This window comes from Pandoraea thiooxydans, assembly GCF_001931675.1.
GTDB classification, from domain to species: Bacteria; Pseudomonadota; Gammaproteobacteria; order Burkholderiales; family Burkholderiaceae; genus Pandoraea; species Pandoraea thiooxydans.
Genome location: NZ_CP014839.1, coordinates 161,465 through 180,838, shown reverse-complemented (window position 1 = coordinate 180,838; position 19,374 = coordinate 161,465). Strand labels below are relative to the sequence as shown.

At 61.3% G+C, this 19,374-nt stretch carries 24 protein-coding genes; 16 read left to right on the top strand and 8 right to left on the bottom strand.

Annotated features, from left to right (window positions below):
- The first annotated feature begins 51 nt into the window (after positions 1–51).
- The 3 genes from PATSB16_RS00870 (at position 52) to PATSB16_RS00860 (ending at position 1,660) form a co-directional block, all read left to right on the top strand.
- Positions 52–660 (top strand): pseudouridine synthase, encoded by a 609-nt coding sequence (locus PATSB16_RS00870; RefSeq protein WP_047216005.1) that lies wholly within the window; start codon positions 52–54, stop codon positions 658–660.
- 117 nt (positions 661–777) lie between these two features.
- Entirely contained in the window at positions 778–1,023 is a 246-nt protein-coding gene (locus PATSB16_RS00865; protein WP_047216004.1) for a hypothetical protein, read from the top strand.
- A gap of 172 nt (positions 1,024–1,195) precedes the next feature.
- The gene (locus tag PATSB16_RS00860; protein ID WP_047216824.1) at positions 1,196–1,660 is read left to right on the top strand and encodes a DUF192 domain-containing protein; all 465 of its coding nucleotides are present in this window, start codon (positions 1,196–1,198) and stop codon (positions 1,658–1,660) included.
- 69 nt (positions 1,661–1,729) lie between these two features.
- Here the strand turns inward: PATSB16_RS00860 and sodB are convergent, their stop codons facing one another.
- Together sodB and xseA are read right to left on the bottom strand one after the other, a co-directional pair.
- On the bottom strand, positions 1,730–2,308 hold the full coding sequence (sodB, locus tag PATSB16_RS00855) for a superoxide dismutase [Fe] (RefSeq protein WP_047216003.1): 579 nt from the start codon (positions 2,306–2,308) through the stop codon (positions 1,730–1,732).
- Between the two features lie 199 nt (positions 2,309–2,507).
- Complete coding sequence (gene xseA / locus PATSB16_RS00850; protein WP_047216002.1) at positions 2,508–3,881, bottom strand: exodeoxyribonuclease VII large subunit; 1,374 nt, start codon at positions 3,879–3,881, stop codon at positions 2,508–2,510.
- 451 nt (positions 3,882–4,332) lie between these two features.
- Here xseA and PATSB16_RS00845 point away from each other — a divergent pair, with 451 nt between their 5' ends.
- From PATSB16_RS00845 to PATSB16_RS00810, 8 genes are all read left to right on the top strand, one after another.
- Positions 4,333–4,950: a MotA/TolQ/ExbB proton channel family protein gene (locus PATSB16_RS00845; RefSeq protein ID WP_047216001.1), complete on the top strand. Its 618-nt coding sequence runs from the start codon at positions 4,333–4,335 to the stop codon at positions 4,948–4,950.
- A gap of 18 nt (positions 4,951–4,968) precedes the next feature.
- Entirely contained in the window at positions 4,969–5,415 is a 447-nt protein-coding gene (locus PATSB16_RS00840) for an ExbD/TolR family protein (protein WP_047216000.1), read from the top strand.
- Positions 5,412–6,464, top strand: a complete 1,053-nt coding sequence (gene lpxK / locus PATSB16_RS00835; protein ID WP_047215999.1) for a tetraacyldisaccharide 4'-kinase — start codon at positions 5,412–5,414, stop codon at positions 6,462–6,464. Before PATSB16_RS00840 ends, lpxK begins: the two co-directional genes overlap by 4 nt.
- Complete coding sequence (locus tag PATSB16_RS00830; protein ID WP_047215998.1) at positions 6,445–6,636, top strand: Trm112 family protein; 192 nt, start codon at positions 6,445–6,447, stop codon at positions 6,634–6,636. Before lpxK ends, PATSB16_RS00830 begins: the two co-directional genes overlap by 20 nt.
- A 24-nt stretch (positions 6,637–6,660) precedes the next feature.
- Positions 6,661–7,437 carry a 3-deoxy-manno-octulosonate cytidylyltransferase gene (kdsB, locus tag PATSB16_RS00825; protein ID WP_047215997.1) on the top strand — a complete coding sequence of 259 codons (777 nt, stop codon included), beginning with the start codon at positions 6,661–6,663 and terminating at the stop codon, positions 7,435–7,437.
- A gap of 208 nt (positions 7,438–7,645) precedes the next feature.
- The gene (gene adk / locus PATSB16_RS00820; protein WP_047215996.1) at positions 7,646–8,311 is read left to right on the top strand and encodes an adenylate kinase; all 666 of its coding nucleotides are present in this window, start codon (positions 7,646–7,648) and stop codon (positions 8,309–8,311) included.
- Between the two features lie 152 nt (positions 8,312–8,463).
- Positions 8,464–9,222 carry a 3-hydroxyacyl-CoA dehydrogenase gene (locus tag PATSB16_RS00815; protein WP_047215995.1) on the top strand — a complete coding sequence of 253 codons (759 nt, stop codon included), beginning with the start codon at positions 8,464–8,466 and terminating at the stop codon, positions 9,220–9,222.
- 283 nt (positions 9,223–9,505) lie between these two features.
- On the top strand, positions 9,506–9,997 hold the full coding sequence (locus tag PATSB16_RS00810) for an Mpo1 family 2-hydroxy fatty acid dioxygenase (protein ID WP_047216823.1): 492 nt from the start codon (positions 9,506–9,508) through the stop codon (positions 9,995–9,997).
- A 19-nt stretch (positions 9,998–10,016) separates the two neighbouring features.
- On the opposite strand, the gene PATSB16_RS00805 is transcribed toward PATSB16_RS00810, so the two are convergent.
- Together PATSB16_RS00805 and murJ are read right to left on the bottom strand one after the other, a co-directional pair.
- The gene (locus tag PATSB16_RS00805; protein ID WP_047215994.1) at positions 10,017–10,880 is read right to left on the bottom strand and encodes a SirB1 family protein; all 864 of its coding nucleotides are present in this window, start codon (positions 10,878–10,880) and stop codon (positions 10,017–10,019) included.
- A complete protein-coding gene (gene murJ, locus PATSB16_RS00800; protein ID WP_047215993.1) occupies positions 10,880–12,433 on the bottom strand; it encodes a murein biosynthesis integral membrane protein MurJ in 1,554 nt (517 codons plus the stop codon). The genes PATSB16_RS00805 and murJ overlap by 1 nt, the downstream gene beginning before the upstream one ends.
- 159 nt (positions 12,434–12,592) lie before the next feature.
- On the opposite strand from murJ, the gene rpsT reads away from it, so the two are divergent.
- Complete coding sequence (gene rpsT, locus PATSB16_RS00795) at positions 12,593–12,865, top strand: 30S ribosomal protein S20 (protein WP_047215992.1); 273 nt, start codon at positions 12,593–12,595, stop codon at positions 12,863–12,865.
- 124 nt (positions 12,866–12,989) lie between these two features.
- Here the strand turns inward: rpsT and PATSB16_RS00790 are convergent, their stop codons facing one another.
- Positions 12,990–13,325, bottom strand: a complete 336-nt coding sequence (locus PATSB16_RS00790) for a DUF3579 domain-containing protein (protein WP_047215991.1) — start codon at positions 13,323–13,325, stop codon at positions 12,990–12,992.
- Positions 13,326–13,589: 264 nt separating this feature from the next.
- On the opposite strand from PATSB16_RS00790, the gene argF reads away from it, so the two are divergent.
- From argF to ppnP, 3 genes are all read left to right on the top strand, one after another.
- On the top strand, positions 13,590–14,516 hold the full coding sequence (gene argF / locus PATSB16_RS00785; RefSeq protein WP_047215990.1) for an ornithine carbamoyltransferase: 927 nt from the start codon (positions 13,590–13,592) through the stop codon (positions 14,514–14,516).
- A 98-nt stretch (positions 14,517–14,614) separates the two neighbouring features.
- On the top strand, positions 14,615–15,841 hold the full coding sequence (locus PATSB16_RS00780) for an argininosuccinate synthase (RefSeq protein ID WP_047215989.1): 1,227 nt from the start codon (positions 14,615–14,617) through the stop codon (positions 15,839–15,841).
- A 124-nt stretch (positions 15,842–15,965) separates the two neighbouring features.
- Positions 15,966–16,283: a pyrimidine/purine nucleoside phosphorylase gene (gene ppnP, locus PATSB16_RS00775; protein ID WP_047215988.1), complete on the top strand. Its 318-nt coding sequence runs from the start codon at positions 15,966–15,968 to the stop codon at positions 16,281–16,283.
- A 73-nt stretch (positions 16,284–16,356) separates the two neighbouring features.
- Here the strand turns inward: ppnP and murB are convergent, their stop codons facing one another.
- Positions 16,357–17,376, bottom strand: a complete 1,020-nt coding sequence (gene murB, locus PATSB16_RS00770; RefSeq protein WP_047215987.1) for a UDP-N-acetylmuramate dehydrogenase — start codon at positions 17,374–17,376, stop codon at positions 16,357–16,359.
- Between the two features lie 155 nt (positions 17,377–17,531).
- Here murB and PATSB16_RS00765 point away from each other — a divergent pair, with 155 nt between their 5' ends.
- The gene (locus PATSB16_RS00765) at positions 17,532–18,017 is read left to right on the top strand and encodes a YajQ family cyclic di-GMP-binding protein (RefSeq protein ID WP_047215986.1); all 486 of its coding nucleotides are present in this window, start codon (positions 17,532–17,534) and stop codon (positions 18,015–18,017) included.
- Between the two features lie 24 nt (positions 18,018–18,041).
- On the opposite strand, the gene plsY is transcribed toward PATSB16_RS00765, so the two are convergent.
- Entirely contained in the window at positions 18,042–18,647 is a 606-nt protein-coding gene (gene plsY / locus PATSB16_RS00760) for a glycerol-3-phosphate 1-O-acyltransferase PlsY (protein WP_047215984.1), read from the bottom strand.
- 44 nt (positions 18,648–18,691) lie between these two features.
- The gene (gene ybaK, locus PATSB16_RS00755; RefSeq protein WP_047215982.1) at positions 18,692–19,186 is read right to left on the bottom strand and encodes a Cys-tRNA(Pro) deacylase; all 495 of its coding nucleotides are present in this window, start codon (positions 19,184–19,186) and stop codon (positions 18,692–18,694) included.
- Between the last annotated feature and the right edge of the window lie 188 nt (positions 19,187–19,374).

Sequence of the window (19,374 nt, the reverse complement as noted above, 5' to 3'; positions counted from 1 at the left end):
ACGCTTTGCCATATCGTTGGCGCTCGCCGTGCCCCTAGTTTCCATGCCCACATGACTTTGATCATTCTCAACAAGCCGTTTGGCACGATCTGCCAATTTTCGCCCCATCCGTCGCGCCCGTCGCTTGCCGACTGGGTCGACGTGCCGAACGTCTATCCCGCCGGGCGCCTGGATGCCGATAGCGAAGGGCTGCTGCTCCTGACCGACGATGGCAGGCTGCAAGCCGCGATCAGCCACCCGAACCATAAAATGCCCAAGACGTATTGGGCGCAGGTCGAGGGCACACCCAGCCAGACGGCCATTTCGGCGCTGCAACAAGGCGTCGATTTGGGCGATTTCGTCACCCGGCCGTGCCAGGCCCGCACGATCGAGGCCCCGACCATGCTCTGGCCACGCAACCCGCCGATACGGTACCGGGCCGCGATTCCGACCAGTTGGCTGGAGATAACGCTGACCGAGGGAAAAAACCGGCAGGTCCGACGCATGACCGCGGCGGCAGGGCATCCTACGCTGCGCCTGGTACGTGTTGCAATCGGACCGTTCAACGTGTTCGACATGCAATTGCCGCCGGGCAGTTGGCGCGAGTTAGCGCCGCAAACACTACGACTATTCGCGACGCCCTCCGGGCCGCGCGCGACTGAAACAAAGCGCATCCGGTAAGAAAAAACCGTCCCACCTTTTCCGGTGTCAACCGAATCATCGATGCCACGTTAATTGAGGTGACTCAATGCGGGTCATAAAGTTAATTAACTCGTCTCACGGCTCAAGAGGATTCTCATGAACAAGCTGATCGCTGCTTTGGTTGCTGGTCTGTTCGCTACCGGCGTTTTCGCACAAACCACCGCGCCGGCCACCGCCGCGCCTGCTGCCGCTACCGCACCGGCTACCGCCGCGCCTGCCGCTGAACCGGCGCCTGCAGCGAAGAAACCGGTGGCCAAAAAAGCCCACAAGGCCACCAAGAAGCACCACGTGGTCCGTCACCACAGCAAGAAGAAAGCGGCCAAGAAGCCGGCCGCCAAGTAATTCCGGTCTTGCCGGACTCAGGCAGGTTGCTCCGGCAACCTGCTTTTTTTATTGCTGCGAAGAAACATTTTCCGGTCACCCATTTCAAATCGAAACTAATCAGTAGTACGCTTAGCCGGGACGATAAGTCCACCCAATTCCCTCAACTTAGCGGAGTGCTTCCGTGCTCGTCATCCTGCGCAAGATTTCCCCTCTGCTGTGTGGTTTTTCTGTGGCTGCCCTATCTTTCTTTTCGTCGACGGCGACCGCGCAGATCAAGCCAGCAAGCCAATTCCCGACCACCGAGCTGACTGCCGGCATTTATCTGATCAAGGCCGAGGTCGCAGCCAACGAACCCGATCGGGAACAAGGCCTTATGTACCGGACACAGCTACCCGCCAATCAGGGCATGCTGTTTATTTTCGAGCAACCCGCCGGTCACTGCTTCTGGATGAAAAACACCTTCCTGCCGCTGTCGATCGCATTTCTTGCCGATGACGGCACGATTGTCAACATCGAGCGGATGGCGCCACAGACCGAAAACAACCATTGCCCGACTCAGGCGGTAAGGTTCGCACTTGAAATGAACCAAGGCTGGTTCAGCGAGAAGGGAATCAAGCCCGGCATGCGCATCTCCGGCTTGCCGCAGCCCCGTTGAACGTCGCGGGGGGAGCACCATAAAAAAACCTCGCCGCGAGGCGAGGTTTTTTCGGGAGCTTCAGGCAGCTCAGGCGAAATTCTTCGCAGCAAAATCCCAGTTCACGAGATTCCAGAACGCTTCAACGAATTTCGGACGGGCGTTGCGGTAGTCGATGTAGTAAGCATGCTCCCACACGTCGATGGTCAGCAGCGGCTTGTCGGCCGTGGTCAACGGCGTGGCGGCATTGCTCGTATTGACGATTTCTACCGAACCATCGGCTTTCTTGACCAGCCACGTCCAGCCCGAACCGAAATTGCCGGCCGCCGACTTGCTGAATGCTTCCTTGAACGCGTCGACCGAACCCCATTTCTTGCTGATGGCGTCGGCCAGCGCACCGGTCGGCTGACCGCCGCCCTTGGGCGACAGGCTGTTCCAGAAGAAAGTGTGATTCCAGATCTGTGCCGCGTTATTGAAAACGCCGCCCGACGCTTTCTTGATGATGTCTTCGAGGCCCAGTCTTTCGAACTCGGTGCCTTTGACCAGATTGTTCAGATTCGTCACATAGGCTTGATGATGCTTGCCATAGTGGTACTCCATGGTTTCCTTGGAGATATGCGGTTGCAGCGCGTCGAGCGCATATGGCAGGGGGGGAAGCTGATGTTCCATAGTGTTTTCCTTTGTGCTCTGAGGGGAACCCGAAAAGAACTATCCGGAACGGATCATTGTAGGCCAGATGAAATAACCCCGCAAATGCGAAGGACTCCCGGGCCACGCAGTCATTACGGCACTCTCGGACGTTCGGATAAATTTGGCGCCGTTGCCCGCAGATTGCCGGCAATTATCGACACGCCTGCCTGGGAGCCGCTTAAAAAGTATCGTCTAGCCTGACTTGCACGTCACCAATACCAAGATCGGCGGCTCCTTCGGCCAGGTGCACCGTGACGTGCCTGCCGGGCTGCAGGCGATGCGGATCGCGCACCGCCTGACCTCGCTCGTCGAGTAGCGCGGCGTAGCCACGCGCCAGCGTGTGCCGAGGGCTGAGCAGCTCGAGCCGGACCGACAGATCGGCGGTGCGGGCGCTGCCGCGCTCCAGTTGCCGTTGCATCGCGGCGGCATGCCGCTCGCCGAGCCGGACCAGATGCGCCTGCGCGGTGGCGACCTGCGGACGTGCCTTCGCCAGACGCAGCGCCAGCAAGGCAAACCTTCCCCGCTCACGCACAACCGGTTGCACCAGGGCGTGACGCAATCGCGCGGACAAATGGTCAAGCCGACTGCGATGCTGCGCCAATTGCTCGCGCGGACTGACCAATTCGCGCGTGAGCCAATCGAGTTGCTGCGAGCGACGTTCCAGCCCACGCGCCATCGCATGACGCAGGCGCTCGCCGAATCGCCCGAGCACGCGCAGGCATTCATCGCGCGAGGCGCTGATCAATTCGGCGCCCGCGGTCGGCGTGGGCGCACGCACGTCCGCCACGAAATCGGCGATCGTAAAATCTGTTTCATGACCAACCGCGCTGATGACCGGCAGCCGGCTGGCCACAATCGCGTGCGCCAGCACCTCTTCGTTGAACGCCCATAAATCCTCGATCGAACCGCCGCCTCGGCACAGCAGCAGCGCATCGACCTCAGCCCGGGCGTTTGCTTTCTCGAGCGCAGCGGCCAGGCGCGCGGCCGCATCAGCGCCCTGCACCGGCGCGGGATACACGATCACGGACAAATGCGGCGCACGACGCGCCAGCGTGGTCAGCACGTCGCGCAGGGCGGCTGCCTGCAGCGAGGTCACCACACCGACGCTGCGAACGAATGCGGGTAGTGCCCGCTTGCGCTCGGCGTCGAACAACCCCGCGGCAGCCAATTTTTCCTTCAGCCGCAAAAACGCCTCGTAAAGATTGCCCTGGCCAGCGCGGCGAATCGCTTCGACGTTCAGTTGAACTTCGCCGCGCGGTTCGTACATCGACAGCAGCGCGCGCACCTCGACCCGGTCGCCCTCGCGCGGCGAGAAATCAGCGTGCTGCGCCCGGCTGCGGAACATCACGCAACGCATTTGCGCGCGCGCGTCCTTGATCGAAAAATACCAATGTCCGCTGGCCGCTCGGGTGAAGTTGGAAATCTCGCCGCCAACCCACGCCAGCGGGAAATTGCGTTCGAGTACGGCGGCCACGCTGCTGTTCAATTCTGAAACACTAATGGCCCGATCCGCAGCAAACTGGCGCTTCTCCTGGTCGAAATCAGTTTTCATGCGGCTTGCCCGGCCAAATTCTTTCCACAGACTCGCGGTATCGGGCCTTTTCGACCAACATCTCTTCCTTCGCAACAGATATCAAACATAACTTTTTGATTTTTATAAATATTAACTGTCAGAAAAAATAAATCGATTGGCGCAAGGGCCGGCAAAGGCACAAGTTGAATTGCCAAATGATGAGATGTTCACAAAGTTATCCACAGATTGCGAAATTATTTTAATCAGATTCCTTAAGGTGGACCGTTCATTTTTGTTACGCATAAGGCCGCATATCTTTGGATACGCGACGCAAAGTCCTTTGGAACAATCACTTACACGCCATTTTAAGGTTTTGCCAAGATACTTCGGGAAGCCGCGTCACCGAAAACCACCTTGCCCATCATGCGGGGGCGCGCTAGAGTGCGGCCTGTTCACGACGTTCCTTTCATCCCGCCCCACGAGGTTCAGATTGTTTGCCGTTATCAAGGCCGCCGGCTGGCCCATTTGGCCGCTATTGATTGCTTCCATCATTGCTCTGGCCTTGATTGTCGAGCGAACCATCAGTTTGCGGCGCGACCGCGTTTTGCCACCGGGATTGCTGGACAAGGCGCTGCAGCTCGTGCGGCGTCCGCATGCGAAGAGTAGCGAGGCTCTCGAGCAGATGGCCCTCGGCTCGGCCCTCGGGAAGGTTCTCGTGACCGGCGTACGTTTTGTCAGCCAAAACCCCGAAGCTCCACGCGAAGTTGCCAAGGAAACCCTCGAGGAAACCGGTCGCGCGGTCGCGCATGAACTGGAGCGCTACCTGAGCGCGCTTGGCACCATCGCGTCAGTGGCGCCGTTGATGGGATTGTTCGGCACGGTAGTCGGCATGATCGAGATATTCGGATCGCAAAGTGCAGCGGGCACGGATCCGACACAATTGGCCCACGGCATTTCCGTGGCGCTCTACAACACCGGCTTCGGTCTCATGATCGCCATTCCCGCAATGATTTTCTACCGATATTTCCGCGCTCGCGTGGATGCGTATCTGGTGGAGCTCGAGACTCAAGCCGTGCATTTCCTCGATGCAACCGTGCCGCGGCACTAGGGCTTGGGGACTCAACCGATGAATTTCCGCCGCGGATTGGAGAAGGCTGAGCCGGAGATCAACCTGATCCCCCTCATCGACGTTCTGCTGGTGATTCTCATTTTTTTGATGATCACCACCACCTATACGAAATACACGGCGCTCAAGGTCACGCTGCCGGTCGCCGACGCAAACAAGGCGTTGCCCGTTCCAGAGAAAATCGTGGTTTCGGTCAGTGCGGATGGCGCCTACGCGATTGACCGCCGGGTTCTGTCCGGCACCACGCCAGCGGCATTGAACACCGCGCTCAAGCAAGCCGCTGACGTGGCGCGCAGCCGTGCCAATGGCGCGGAACCGGTGCTCATCATCAATGCCGACGCGCAGTCCACCCATCAAGCCGTCATCAACGTCATGGAGGCTGCGCGCCTGGCAGGATTGTCGCACCTGACGTTCGCCACGCGCGCCAACCAGGGCGCCGGACCATGAGCCGGCCTGCCTCGCGCACCCGTTGCGCCAGCCTTCGCCACCTGGCGGACCGGCTGGCTGGCCGTGTTGCCGCACAATGGCAAACGCGCGGTGCGCTGGCCTGGTGCCTATGGCCGCTGTCAAAGGTGTTCGGCGGCATCGCGGCATTGCGGCGCATGGCCTATGGGCGCGGTTGGCTGACCAGCCATCGGCTGCCCGTACCGGTGGTCGTGATCGGCAACCTGACGGTCGGCGGCACCGGCAAAACGCCGACCGTGATTGCCATGGTGGCTGCCCTGCGCGAGGCCGGATTCACCCCGGGCGTGCTCTCGCGCGGCTATGGCGTGCGTCTGACCGAACCCCGCGAGGTCGGCGAGAAAACCGCCGCCGCCGAGGTGGGCGACGAGCCGTTGCTGATCGCGCGCCGCAGCCAGGCGCCCGTGTGGGTCTGCCCCGATCGGGTCGCTGCCGGCAAGGCTTTGCTGGTGGCGCACCCTGATTGCGACGTGCTGGTCTGCGACGATGGTCTGCAGCACTACGCACTGCAGCGAGATGTCGAAATTGCCGTGTTCGACCGCCGCCTGGCCGGCAACGGCTTCCTGCTGCCGGCGGGCCCGCTGCGCGAGCCTTTGACGCGCCCGCGCGACGCCAATCTGATCAATTCGAGCCATTGCGACGACATGCCGGATTGGCCCGACACTTTCCAACTAACGCTGCAACTCGATGTGGCCTGGTGCGTCAGCCAGCCCGGGTTGCAGCGCCCGCTCGATCATTTTTCCGGGCGGCGCGTGCTGGCCGCGGCCGGCATCGGGGTTCCCGAGCGTTTTTTCGCGGCGCTGCGCGCTGCCGGACTGAGCATCGATACCCTGCCGCTGCCCGATCATTACGATTTCGCGCGTAACCCGTTCGACGGCGTTACCGCCGACACCATCCTGATCACCGAGAAGGATGCAGTAAAATGCCTGACATGGCGCGACCCCCGGCTGTGGGCGGTCCGCGCGCAAGCGACGCTCGATGCGCGCTTCATATCCCTGGTTGTGGAGAAATTGCGTGGACACCCGACTGCTTGAAATTCTCGTCTGCCCCTTGTGCAAAGGTCCGCTTGAATATGACCGCAAGGCGCAGGAACTCATTTGCCACGCCGACAAGCTCGCCTATCCGATTCGGGATGGCATTCCGATCATGCTGGCGGACGAAGCGCGGCAATCGGTCGAGGGCACGCCCGTGCCCAACGGCGACTAACCTCTCGCGCGCTGCCGCGTCCAGATGACGATCCCGTTTATCGCTGTCATTCCCGCCCGACTCGCGTCGACCCGCCTGCCGAACAAGCCGCTGGCGGATTTGGCGGGCAAACCCATGGTGGTGCGCGTGGCCGAGCAGGCGCAACGCTCCGGCGCCGCGACCGTGGTCATCGCGACCGATGCCACCAGCGTGGTTGACGCCGCACGCGAGCACGGCATCGAAGCCATCCTGACCCGTCCGGATCACCCGTCCGGCACCGACCGGTTGGCCGAGGTCGCCGCACGGCTGGGGTGGCCCGACGACGCGCTGGTGGTCAACGTGCAGGGCGATGAGCCACTGATCGACCCGAATCTGATTGCCGACGTGGCCGCTCATTTGGCGAGTCACCCGGAATGCGCGCTGGCCACCGCCGCCCATCCGATCTCGGCGCCGGCCGATATTTTTAATCCCAACGTGGTCAAAGTGGTGCTCGACGCGCAACAGCGCGCGCTGTACTTCTCGCGCGCGCCGATCCCCTGGGCCCGCGACGCCTGGCAAGCGCATTGGCCCAAGGTTGCAAGCATGCCGATGCCGCCGGCTACGGTCTACCGGCACATCGGCCTGTATGCCTATCGCGTCTCGTTTTTGCGCACTTATCCGTCGCTCGCCCAGGCGCCGCTGGAATTGGCTGAATCGCTCGAGCAATTGCGTGCATTGTGGCACGGCGAGCGAATTGCGGTGCTGCTGACCGAGCATGCGCCCGCGCCCGGCATCGATACGCCGGAAGACCTGGCGCGCGTGCGCGCGCTGCTCACTGGCTAGGCAAGATCTTCCTCATTCCAAACCCGCCACCTGCTTGACAAACGTGGGCGCAAATCCCGGCGTCGGCCCAGCGGCATGGCATAATCGCTGCTGAACATAGCGAGGCGGGACCGCTCGTAGGAATTTGGCGCCGCCACGGCTTGCCGGACACCTGCTCTCCTCGCAGTACCCCAGAATTCACAAATCATAAACTGTCAGGAGTCAACCGATGCGTTTGATCTTGTTGGGCGCACCCGGGGCCGGCAAAGGCACCCAAGCCACTTTCATCAAAGAAAAGTACGGTATTCCGCAAATCTCCACCGGCGATATGCTGCGCGCCGCGGTCAAGGCCGGCACGCCGCTGGGACTGGCCGCGAAGAAGTTCATGGACGCCGGGGAACTGGTTTCGGACGAGGTCATCATCGGCATGGTCAAGGAACGCCTGACCCAGCCCGATTGCGCCAATGGCTATCTGTTCGACGGCTTCCCGCGGACCATCCCGCAAGCCGAGGCAATGAAGCAGGCGGGCGTGCCGATCGACTATGTGCTCGAAATCGACGTGCCGTTCGACGAGATCATCACCCGCATGAGCGGGCGCCGCGCGCACGTCGCCTCGGGCCGCACCTACCACGTCGTTTTCAACCCGCCCAAGGTCGAGGGTCTCGACGACGTTACCGGCGAGCCGCTGATCCAGCGCGAAGACGACAAGGAAGAAACGGTGCGCAAACGCCTGGAAGTCTACGACGCGCAGACCAAGCCGCTGATTGCCTATTATTCGGATTGGGCCCGGCATGGGGATCCGAGCGCCAAGGTCGCCGCACCGCAATATCGGCAGATTTCAGGTCTCGGCTCGGTCGAGGCTATCCGCGACCGCGTTTTCGCCGCGCTTGGTTGAGGCTCTCCGGGTCTATCCGTCAGGCCGGGCGGTTGGCCGGCCAAGGCGGCTCCGGCCGCTTTTTTTACGGGTGCAATTGACGTATACGTCAATTGCCGGCGCGGCCGTCGCTTGTGATAGTCGCCCCACTCATTCGTTTTCGGGAGTTCAGCGTGGAAATCAAAGGCAATGTATTCCTCATCACCGGCGGCGCCTCGGGTCTTGGCGCGGGTACGGCGCGCATGCTCGCCGATAACGGCGGCATCGTGGTGCTGGCCGATCTGAACGACGAAGCCGGCACCCGGCTGGCGAGCGAACTCGGCGGCCAGTTCGTACACTGCGACGTGACCCAGGAGGCGGACGGACAGGCCGCCGTGGCGGCGGCCACGGCATTGGGCGCGTTACGCGGCCTGGTCAACTGCGCCGGTATCGCCATCGGCACCAAAACGGTTGGCAAAGATGGCCCGCACCCGTTGGCCCAGTTCGCCAAGGTGATCAATATCAACCTGATCGGCACGTTCAACATGATTCGGCTGGCCGCCGAGGCGATGTGCCAGACAGAACCCAACGCGCAAGGTGAGCGCGGCGTGATCGTCAACACGGCGTCGGTGGCCGCGTACGACGGCCAAATTGGGCAAGCTGCTTACGCGGCCTCCAAGGGCGGCATCGTCAGCCTCACGCTGCCGGTGGCGCGTGACCTCTCCCGCAGTGGAATTCGGGTGATGACGATCGCGCCAGGCATTTTCGAGACGCCGATGTTGCTGGGTATGCCGCAGGAAGTGCAAGACGCATTGGGCAAAATGGTGCCGTTCCCGCCGCGCCTGGGCAAGCCGGCTGAATATGGCATGCTGGTCAAGCAGATCCTGACGAATCCGATGCTCAATGGCGAGGTCATTCGCCTGGACGGCGCAATCCGCATGCAGCCGAAGTAGCCGGCCACGCGCGTTCGGCTCGAGGGCATAAGGCGCCGGGCCGGCCCGCGCGACCCGGCACGGTGCCCCCAAAACTGGCGAGCGGGTTTGAATCGGGGCACACCGGCGCTGGAACCAGAGCATATGCGGCGTGTTGCAAGGATTCCAGGCACTGCCCGCCCCGGAAGTCAGGCTCGCGCAGTCGTTTTTCAACGGCCCGCTAGAGTGAATGCACCATTTCAGATCGTGGCGCGGGCGCCTCGCTGCTCTAAAATGGTTGGATCTCAAGCGGCGGGAGGCCGGCATGAAGACCTTGGCTGAACAAATGTCGTTCTACCAGCGTTATCACCGTAGTCCGAAAAACCGGCTGACCCATTTCATCGGCGTGCCGGCTATCATGCTGGCCTTGCTGCAGCTGCTCTCGTGGGTGAAATTCGGCACCAGCGGCATGAGTGCCGCCCAACTGTTCGTGCTGATACTGCTGGTCTATTATTTCCTGCTCGACATTCCGCTCGCTCTGGCCATGACCGTCTTTTCGGCGGCCCTGCTGTTACTCGCCGAGCGGCTTGCGGAATTGCCGGTTGAGCGCGGCTTGACCGCTTTTGCAATTCTGTTCGTCGGCGGCTGGATTTTTCAGTTGGTAGGCCACCGCTTCGAGGGGCGCAAGCCGGCGCTGCTGGACAATTTCTGGCAGGTTTTCATTGCGCCGATCTTCCTGATGGCCGAGCTGTTTTTCCACTTTGGCTATAAGCCCGGATTACGGCGCGAGGTCGAGCGGCGCGCCCAGTCGGCCTAGACGGCCCCCGCGGTATCGCTCAGTCTGCCGCGCCACCCAGTTTGTCGAGGTCGGCCAGCGTCTCGCGAATAGCCTGGGCGTCACTCGCGTCCGGCTGTTTCTGCAAATAGTATTGAAGGTCGTCCTGAGCCTGACGCACATGGTGCAGACGCGCGTAGGCCAGCCCCCTGTCTCGCCTTTCGTCCACCGCATGCGGTAACACCAGCACCATGCGTTCCTGGACGGCCAATAAGCGCTCCCAGCGCTCGTTCTGCGTATAAATGACTTTCAGGTTACGCAACATCCTGGCGAGAATCTCCCGCGGCGACGCAGGCTCCAGGAATGGGCGCAGCAACGCCCAAAGCGCCAGATCCTGCCCACTTTGCTCCGCTTCGGCGCGGTAGTGGCTCAGATATGGCTCGACCAGTTCGAGCAGGCGGGTCGGGGACAGCGATTGGCCGGTCAGCGGATCGATCACGACGTCGCCTCCCGGCACCGACAGACGCAGCAGAAAATGTCCGGGAAACGACAATCCTCGCAGCGGCAGCCCCATTTGCTGGCCGATCTCCATGTACAGCACCGCCAGCGAAATCGGAATGCCCCGCCGGGTCTGCAATGCGATGTTCAGGTAGCTGTTATCGGGATGATAGAAGTCGTTCTGGTTTCCCGCGAAACCAAGCTCCCGAAAAAAGAAGTGGTCGAGCAGTTGCAGTTTTTGCAGCGCTCCGGCGTCCGCGGGCACGCGCTGCATCACGCGCATCGCCAATTTATCGATTTCCGCGAGCACGCCCTGAATGTCGAGGTCGGGGTAGGCGTCCTGCGCCAGGGCCACCGCCGCTTCGGTCAGCGGCAGACTTGCGTCGTCCGCGACCAGCGTGGCGAAATATTCAAGCATCCTGCTCATCACGCAGCCGTCCGTTTGCGGAAGGAACCGAACCTGAATCCCATTGCCAGCAAGGCGCCAAAATAAACTGCCGCGCTGACTACCAGACTGGCACCCAGGAGCGCGATGCGCGCCAGTGGGCGATCATGCAGACCGATCCAATCGAAATTCTGCACGAACCACATCAGGACACCCGCCAGAATCAAGCAGGCGGCAAACAACTGGACGAAAAACAACCTCCATCCAGCCGTCGGCCGATAGATACCGCGCCGATACAGCCCGACGAACAGCAGTATCGCATTCATGCAGGCGCCCACGCCGATCGACAGGGACAACCCGGCATGCGCAAACAGCGGCACGAACACCAGGTTGGAGAGCTGTGTGATGCACAAGACGAAAATTGCAATTTTCACCGGCGTCTTGATGTCCTGCTTGGCGTAAAACCCAGGCGCCAGAATCTTGATCAGAATCAGGCCGATCAAGCCCACCCCGTAGGCGGTAAGCGCCCGCGAGGTCATTATCACGTCGGTCGCATCGAAGCGGCCGTATTGGTAGAGAGTCGCGGTCAGCGGCTCGGCGTAGACGAGCAGGCCAACGGCACATGGCAGCGCGAGCAGGAATGTCAGCCGCAACCCCCAGTCGAGCAACGCGGAATATTCGACCGGGTCGGCATCCGCATGCGCCTTCGACAGGTTGGGCAACAGGATCGTGCCCAGCGCCACGCCCAGCAGCGCGGTGGGGAATTCCATCAGACGATCCGCATAAGCCAGCCACGAAACGCTGCCCTGCGCCAGCCGGGACGCGATGTTGGTATTGATGATCAGACTGATCTGCGCCACCGAGACGGCCAGCGTCGCCGGTACCATCTTGGCCAGGACGCGTTTGACCCCTCGATTGCGCAGCGCAGCCAGCACGCTCCAGCCAAAGCGCGGCAGCATGCCGATTTTGATCAAGGCCGGAATCTGAATCGCCAATTGCACCACGCCGCCGAAAATGACCGCGTAGGCCAGGCCGTAAACCGGCGTCGCGAGGTGGGGAGCGATCCACAGCGCCGTGACGATAAAGCTGACATTGAGCAGCACCGGCGCAAACGCCGGCAGGGAAAATTTCTTCCAGGTATTGAGGATGGCCGCAGCCAGGGTGGTCAGCGAAATAAAGGTAATGTACGAAAACATCACCCGCGTCATGTACACCGCCGCGCCGAATGCCTGCTGCTCGCGGCTCAACCCGGTAGCAACCACATACACCACGCCGGAGGCGCCGACGACGCCCAGCACGGTCAGCGTGAGCAGCGACCACAGCATGACGGTAGCGACCGAGTCGACCAGGCTCTTGGTGGCCTCAGCCCCGCGCTGGCTCTTGAACTCCGCCAGAATCGGCACGAACGCCTGGGAGAACGCGCCCTCGGCGGAAAGTCGCCGCAGTAAATTCGGAATGCGGAACGCGACGTTGTAGGCGTCGGTCATCTGGCTGGCGCCGAACATGCGCGCGATGAGTATTTCACGTATCAGCCCTGTGACGCGCGAGAGCATCGTGAAGCCACTGACCGTGAGGAGAGCTTTGAGCAAATTCATGTTGCGCGTATTATACGCGCGGCCATCCGTGCCGCATGATTAGCGATTGCAAAAAAAGCCGGGCTTGTAGTACAATCGCCGGTTTCGAAGTCAATGGATTGCTTCCTGGCCACCGTGTCTCCCAGGGAGCCGTGCCACCCAGCAATTCAAGGAATTCACATGGCAAATACAGCACAAGCCCGCAAACGGGCCCGTCAGAACACCAAGCAAAATGCGCACAACGCCCCGCTGCGTTCGCGCTATCGCACGGCCATCAAGGCTGTTCGCAAGGCCATCGCCTCCGGCGATCAGGCTGCGGCAACCGCCGCGATGCGCGATGCCCAGAAGACCATCGACATCATTGCCGACAAGCGCATCATTCACAAGAACCGCGCCGCGCGCAACAAGAGCCGCCTGGCCTCGGCCATCAAGGGCATGAGCGCCGCCGCTTAAATCCGGCCTGTGCGATCGCAGCCGGCCCGTCATGGGCGCGGCATAAAAAAAACCCGCATTCGTTGCGGGTTTTTTATTTCCGACCGACGCTCGAGGCAAACGCGCCGACACGGGCGTATCCGGCTCAAGCCGCGGGGGGCAAATCTCCCGGAGCGTCCGGGATCGAGCACGCCTCAGTCATTTGCAGTCCGTTATCGCGCGCGAAATTCAACACGAAATCGAACGCCATCGGCTCGATATCCCGCAGACGCTCGTCGATCACGACGCATTTGAGATCGCCGACCATGACCGGGCGGACATAAGGGGAATACTGCAGCCGCGTGTTAGGGCCGCTACCGCCCCGCCCGAAACAGGACATGACACCACACAATCTTTCAGCCCAATCGCTTGGCCTGAATTTTTTACCATCCCGGGTGATACCCTGGATGAAATACTCGCGCGCAGGAACCTGGTCGGCCATATCGCTTCATCACCTCTAAAAACAGCCGGCACTGGCGCCGCGGGTAGGGGCTCCGGCCTGAGGAAGTATTATATCTTATATAAGACTTACCCCAGCAAAACGCACGGCTAAAAATGCGGCACCGACCCAAAGTCCCCAGTACCGACGCAACGTCGTGCCAACGGCCGATCATACCGCCGGCGGGTGGCATGCAAGCGATTTGATAGACTATAGGATTGTCGACGCCCCGGCGCTTTGACTGCCCATTTTGAGAGCCATGCCAAGATGACCGCCAAATCTATCAAGCATTACCTGCAATTCAACGACTTCACGCTGGAAGAGTACGGTTATGTGCTGGAGCGCGCCCGCATTCTGAAACAGAAGTTCAAGAACTACGAAACGTATCACCCGCTGCACGACCGAACATTGGCCATGATTTTCGAGAAAAGTTCGACGCGGACCCGTTTGTCGTTCGAGGCGGGCATTCACCAATTGGGCGGCCACGCGGTATTTTTGAACACGCGCGACACCCAGCTCGGGCGGGGCGAGCCGATCGAAGACGCGGCCCAGGTGATTTCACGCATGGTCGACATCATCATGATCCGCACGTTCGGGCAGGACATTCTCGAACGATTCGCCGAATACTCCCGGGTGCCGGTCATCAACGGTCTGACCAACGAATATCATCCGTGCCAGGTACTGGCCGACATCTTTACCTTTTACGAACATCGCGGCCCGATTCAGGGCAAAACGGTGACCTGGATCGGCGATGCCAACAACATGTCGTACACCTGGATCCAGGCGGCCGAAATCTTCGGTTTCACATTCCACATCTCCACACCGCCCGGCTACCGCCTGGACCCGGCGATGGTCAACGAATCGAGTCGCGCGTGCCTGCGCGAATTCGACGACCCCCGCGCGGCTTGCGCTGGCGCCGACCTGATCTCGACCGACGTGTGGACCAGCATGGGCTACGAAGCCGAGAACGAGGCCCGCAAGGCGGCATTCGAAAACTGGTGCGTCGACGCCGACCTGATGGCCCAGGCCAAACCGGATGCCCTGTTCATGCATTGCCTGCCCGCGCACCGCGGCGAGGAAGTCAGCGCCGAGGTCATCGACGGCACGCAAAGCGTCGTGTGGGACGAGGCGGAGAACCGGCTGCACGTCCAAAAAGCGCTGATGGAATACCTGCTGCTGGGCAAACTGAATTGATGCGGCTGCATCACGATTGGCCATGCCCGCGCCGGTGAGTGCGAGTAAAATAACGTTCTTGCGCGCTCGCGCAGGACTCAACCCAAAGCGAAATCATCATGTCTGACGTCAAGAAAGTCGTGCTCGCCTACTCCGGCGGCCTGGACACCTCGGTCATCCTGAAGTGGCTCCAGGACACCTACCAATGCGAGGTCGTTACCTTTACCGCCGATATCGGCCAGGGCGAGGAACTCGAGCCGGCACGCAAAAAAGCCATCCAGCTCGGCATCAAGCCGGAAAACATCTTCATCGACGATCTGCGCGAGGAGTTCGTGCGCGATTTCGTCTTCCCCATGTTCCGCTGCAATGCGATCTACGAAGGCGAATACCTGCTCGGCACGTCCATCGCCCGCCCGCTGATCGCCAAACGCCAGATCGAAATCGCTCGCCAGACGAAAGCCGACGCGGTCTCGCATGGCGCCACCGGCAAGGGTAACGACCAGGTACGCTTTGAATTGGGCTATTACGGACTCGAACCCGGCATCAAGGTCATCGCACCGTGGCGCGAGTGGGATCTGCTGTCGCGCGAGAAGCTGCTGGCCTATGCGGAAAACGCCGGCATTCCGATCGAAATGAAGCACAAGCAGGGCGGCGCCCCCTACTCGATGGACGCCAATCTGCTGCACATTTCGTTCGAAGGCCGCCACCTGGAAGACCCCAAGGCCGAGGCCGAGGAAGACATGTGGCGCTGGACCGTATCGCCGGAAAAGGCCCCGGATGCGCCCGAGTATCTCGACATCGAGTATGAAAACGGTGACCCGGTAGCGCTCAACGGCAAACGCATGAGCCCCGCCGAAGTCCTGACCGAACTGAACCGCCTGGGCGGCAAGCACGGCATCGGCCGACTCGACCTGGTGGAAAACCGCTATGTCGGCATGAAGTCGCGCGGCTGCTACGAAACCCCCGGCGGCACGATCCTGCTCAAGGCGCACCGCGGCATCGAGTCGATCACCCTCGATCGCGAAGTGGCCCATCTGAAAGACGACCTGATGCCCCGTTATGCCACGCTGGTCTACAACGGCTACTGGTGGAGCCCCGAGCGTCGCGCGTTGCAAGTGCTGATCGACCACACCCAGCAGAAGGTCAATGGCTGGGTACGCGTCAAGCTCTACAAGGGCAGCGTGAGCGTCGTTGCGCGCGACTCCAAGGACACGCTGTTCGACCAGACCATCGCGACCTTCGACGACGACGGCGGCGCTTACAACCAGGCCGACGCCGGTGGCTTCATCAAGCTCAACGCCTTGCGCATGCGCATTGCCGAGAACGCTCGCCGCAAGCGCAGCTGAAGCCGCGGTTCAATAATGATCGATAAGGGCGCCTTCGGGTGCCCTTATCGCACCTGAAGGCACGGCCCGGCACGCCAGCACGCCGGCACGCAGCAAACCATTCCCTCTTCCTTGGCTCACCCCTATGGCCCAAACCCAACTGGACAATGTCAGCGTCGTCAAACGCGCCAACCTCTATTTCGACGGCAAATGCGTCTCGCATACCGTGCTGTGCGCCGACGGCAGCCGCAAGACACTCGGCGTCATCTTCCCCGCCACGCTGCGCTTCGGCACCGATGCGCCTGAGCGCATGGAAATCAATGCCGGACGCTGCCGCATTCGACTCGACGGCCAGCAGGACTGGCAAAGCTACGGAGCGGGCGACAGCTTCGATGTTCCCGGCCACAGCCAGTTCGACATCGAGGTCAGCGAAACTCTCGACTACACCTGCCATTACGGCTGATCGCGCGGTCTGTGCTGCCCGCTTGCGCGCCTGAAGCCGCCAGGCATCAGGCAGGTGGCCCAGCCCGCTTCGCTTACAAAATGACCGGCTCGGGCTCGAGCCGCACGCCGAAGCGCGACTGCACGTCGTCCGTGATGGCCTGAGCGAGCGCCAGCACATCACCGCCGCGCGCCGCACCGCGGTTGACCAGCACCAGCGCCTGACGCTCGTGGACCGCCACCGGACCGAGCGCACGCCCCTTCCATCCGCATTGATCGATCAGCCAGCCGGCCGCCAGCTTGTAGCTGCCATCGGCCTGCGGATAAGACACCAGGCCAGGGTGGCGCGTCAGCAACGTCGCCCGGGTGTTCGCGCTGACGATGGGATTCTTGAAAAAGCTGCCGACATTGCCGATGACCGCCGGATCGGGCAACTTTCGCCGGCGAATCGCGATCACCGCATCAAAAATGTCCTGGGGCGACGGCTGCGCGATATGCCGCTGCGCCAATTCCTGCGCGACGTCGGCGTATTGAGTCATGGGTTGCCACGGACGCGGCAAGCGAAACGTCACCGACGTCACAACGTACCTGCCGACGGGCGCCTGCTTGAAAAGACTGTCTCGATAGGCAAAACGACAGGCCGCGCGATCGAGCGTAACGAGCTCGCCCGAGACGGTATCGAACGCCTGGCACCAGGCAAAGCGCTCTGCCAGTTCCAGCCCGTACGCGCCGATGTTCTGAATCGGCGCGGCGCCGACCGTGCCGGGAATCAACGCGAGATTTTCCAGCCCGCCCCAGCCCTGACCGATGGTCCAGGCGACGAAATCGTGCCACACCTCTCCGGCGCCCGCCTGCACCAGCCAGGCATCCGGGGTTTGCGCCACCAGGCGTCGTCCGGCAATGCGCGTGAGCACGGTCAAGCCATCGAAGTCGCGGGTCAGGATCACATTACTGCCGCCACCCAGCACCAGGCGGGGCAACTCCGCCACACGCGGGTCGGCCAGCAATACCGGCAAATCCTCGGCACACTCGAGCACCGCCGCATAGCGGCTGCGCGCATCGATGCCGAACGTGTTGTGAGCCAGTAAAGCGAAATCGGTAAGCAGAGTAACCATGCGTGGCGGCGTGCGGCCCGTTCCTAAGGCGGTGATGACTGAATTACAATAGCGAGCGACGAATTATAGCGGCCGCCCGCGATACGGGTCGCGGTCAGGCCCAGGCGCGACAGAAACGGCGCACCAGCCTCTCAACCTCCCAGGAGCAGACGCTCATGCCATCATTTGACGTGGTTTGCGAAGCAAATATGGTCGAAATCAAGAATGCCGTCGACCAGGCCAACAAGGAAATTACCACCCGATTCGACTTCAAGGGTTCCGATGCCCGCATCGAGCACAAGGACCAGGAGCTGACGGCGTTTGCCGACGACGATTTCAAGCTCGGACAGGTTCGCGACGTCCTGATCGGCAAGATGGCCAAGCGCCAGGTCGACGTACGGTTTCTCGACTACGGCAAGATCGACAAAATCGGCGGCGACAAGGTCAAACAGATCATCACCGTCAAGAAAGGCGTCAGTTCCGACTTAGCGAAAAAAATCGTGCGTCTGGTCAAAGACAGCAAGGTCAAGGTGCAGGCCAGCATCCAGGGCGACGCCGTGCGTGTCTCGGGCGGCAAGCGCGACGATTTGCAAAGCACCATCGCACTGCTGCGCAAGGAAGTGACCGACACGCCGCTCGACTTCAACAACTTCCGCGACTGAATCAGGCGGGGAAGCGCCCAGTCATCAGGATTTTTTCTGTCCGACCCGGCTTTCCTTGCCTGCCAGCAATCGCCCGATATTGGCCCAGTGCCGATAAATGAGCAGCAGCGACATCGCAATCACCGCTGGCGTGTACGGGCCGATGCCAAACATGAAAATGTAATAGAGCGGCGCGAAGATCGCCGCAACGAGCGCCGCCAGCGACGAATAGCGGAAAAATGCGAGGATGATCAGCCACGTCGCGATGGTTGCGCAACCCAGCCATGCATTGATCGCCAGCAAAACACCCGCCGCCGTCGCAACCCCCTTGCCGCCCGCGAAACGCAGGAATATCGGGTATAGATGCCCGACGAACACGGCCACCGCGGCCAGTGCCAGCCCGCCGTCGCTCACGCCCCAGGTATTTGCGTAGCGCGTGGCGAGAAATACCGCCAGCCACCCCTTGAACGCGTCGCCCACCAAGGTAAGCGCCGCCGCCGCCTTGTTGCCGGAGCGCAGGACATTGGTGGCCCCGGGATTCTTCGAGCCATAAGTGCGCGGGTCCGCCAGCCCCATGCCGCGGCTCACGATCACGGCAAACGGCACCGAACCAATCAGGTAGGCGAGAAGCGCGAAAATCAGCGTGGCCATGCGAATTCCATTAAGGTCGTCGAATTGGGCGCCATTCTACTTGACTACGCCCCGGCGTTGGCGCACTGCACCGGCCTGGCATCGAGCAGGGCCGCCAGCACCTGCGGCGCGATGCCCACCAGATAGCCGCGCCGCCCGCCGTTGATGTATATCTTCGGCAACTCGAGTACGCTGCTCTCAACGAAAATCGGCATCGTGCGGCGCGTGCCGAACGGCGACGTGCCGCCCACAAGATAACCGGAATGCCGCTGCGCCACTTCGGGCTTGCACGGCTCCACGCGCTTGGCGCCAATTTGCCTGGCCAGGCTCTTGGTCGATACCGTGCAATCGCCATGCATCAGAACCACCAGCGGCTTGGCCTGTTCGTCCTCCATGATCAACGTCTTCACCACATGATGCTCATCGACGCCCAACTGTCGCGCCGACTCGGTAGTGCCGCCGTGCTCGACATAATCGTAAGGATGTTCAGTAAAGGCGATCCGGTGTTGGCGCAGATATTGAGTCGCAGGCGTCTCGGAAACATGTTTTTGTTTGCTCATGGCGGTATTTTAGCGATGATCACGGCGGCTCCGATACTGCGAACGATTAGATGGTTTCGCATAGCAGAACAGTATTTTGAAATTCTTGGTATGCCTGTTATCTTACAACGACCGAATAGCACGATCGTTCGTTATTGGCGTCCACGCGCCCTGACGGATGCGAGTGAATAATGGCGATACCAAGACAT

Bases quoted from the DNA above. Each gene is read 5' to 3' on its own strand.
- rpsT (WP_047215992.1), top strand. From the start codon at position 12,593: ATGGCAAATACAGCACAAGCCCGCAAACGGGCCCGTCAGAACACCAAG.
- kdsB (WP_047215997.1), top strand. From the start codon at position 6,661: ATGACGATCCCGTTTATCGCTGTCATTCCCGCCCGACTCGCGTCGACC.
- PATSB16_RS00810 (WP_047216823.1), top strand. From the start codon at position 9,506: ATGAAGACCTTGGCTGAACAAATGTCGTTCTACCAGCGTTATCACCGT.
- PATSB16_RS00790 (WP_047215991.1), bottom strand. From the start codon at position 13,325: ATGGCCGACCAGGTTCCTGCGCGCGAGTATTTCATCCAGGGTATCACC.
- lpxK (WP_047215999.1), top strand. From the start codon at position 5,412: ATGAGCCGGCCTGCCTCGCGCACCCGTTGCGCCAGCCTTCGCCACCTG.
- murJ (WP_047215993.1), bottom strand. From the start codon at position 12,433: ATGAATTTGCTCAAAGCTCTCCTCACGGTCAGTGGCTTCACGATGCTC.
- PATSB16_RS00765 (WP_047215986.1), top strand. From the start codon at position 17,532: ATGCCATCATTTGACGTGGTTTGCGAAGCAAATATGGTCGAAATCAAG.
- argF (WP_047215990.1), top strand. From the start codon at position 13,590: ATGACCGCCAAATCTATCAAGCATTACCTGCAATTCAACGACTTCACG.
- plsY (WP_047215984.1), bottom strand. From the start codon at position 18,647: ATGGCCACGCTGATTTTCGCGCTTCTCGCCTACCTGATTGGTTCGGTG.
- PATSB16_RS00840 (WP_047216000.1), top strand. From the start codon at position 4,969: ATGAATTTCCGCCGCGGATTGGAGAAGGCTGAGCCGGAGATCAACCTG.
- PATSB16_RS00865 (WP_047216004.1), top strand. From the start codon at position 778: ATGAACAAGCTGATCGCTGCTTTGGTTGCTGGTCTGTTCGCTACCGGC.
- ppnP (WP_047215988.1), top strand. From the start codon at position 15,966: ATGGCCCAAACCCAACTGGACAATGTCAGCGTCGTCAAACGCGCCAAC.
- PATSB16_RS00805 (WP_047215994.1), bottom strand. From the start codon at position 10,880: ATGAGCAGGATGCTTGAATATTTCGCCACGCTGGTCGCGGACGACGCA.
- adk (WP_047215996.1), top strand. From the start codon at position 7,646: ATGCGTTTGATCTTGTTGGGCGCACCCGGGGCCGGCAAAGGCACCCAA.
- murB (WP_047215987.1), bottom strand. From the start codon at position 17,376: ATGGTTACTCTGCTTACCGATTTCGCTTTACTGGCTCACAACACGTTC.
- ybaK (WP_047215982.1), bottom strand. From the start codon at position 19,186: ATGAGCAAACAAAAACATGTTTCCGAGACGCCTGCGACTCAATATCTG.
- xseA (WP_047216002.1), bottom strand. From the start codon at position 3,881: ATGAAAACTGATTTCGACCAGGAGAAGCGCCAGTTTGCTGCGGATCGG.
- PATSB16_RS00870 (WP_047216005.1), top strand. From the start codon at position 52: ATGACTTTGATCATTCTCAACAAGCCGTTTGGCACGATCTGCCAATTT.
- PATSB16_RS00780 (WP_047215989.1), top strand. From the start codon at position 14,615: ATGTCTGACGTCAAGAAAGTCGTGCTCGCCTACTCCGGCGGCCTGGAC.
- sodB (WP_047216003.1), bottom strand. From the start codon at position 2,308: ATGGAACATCAGCTTCCCCCCCTGCCATATGCGCTCGACGCGCTGCAA.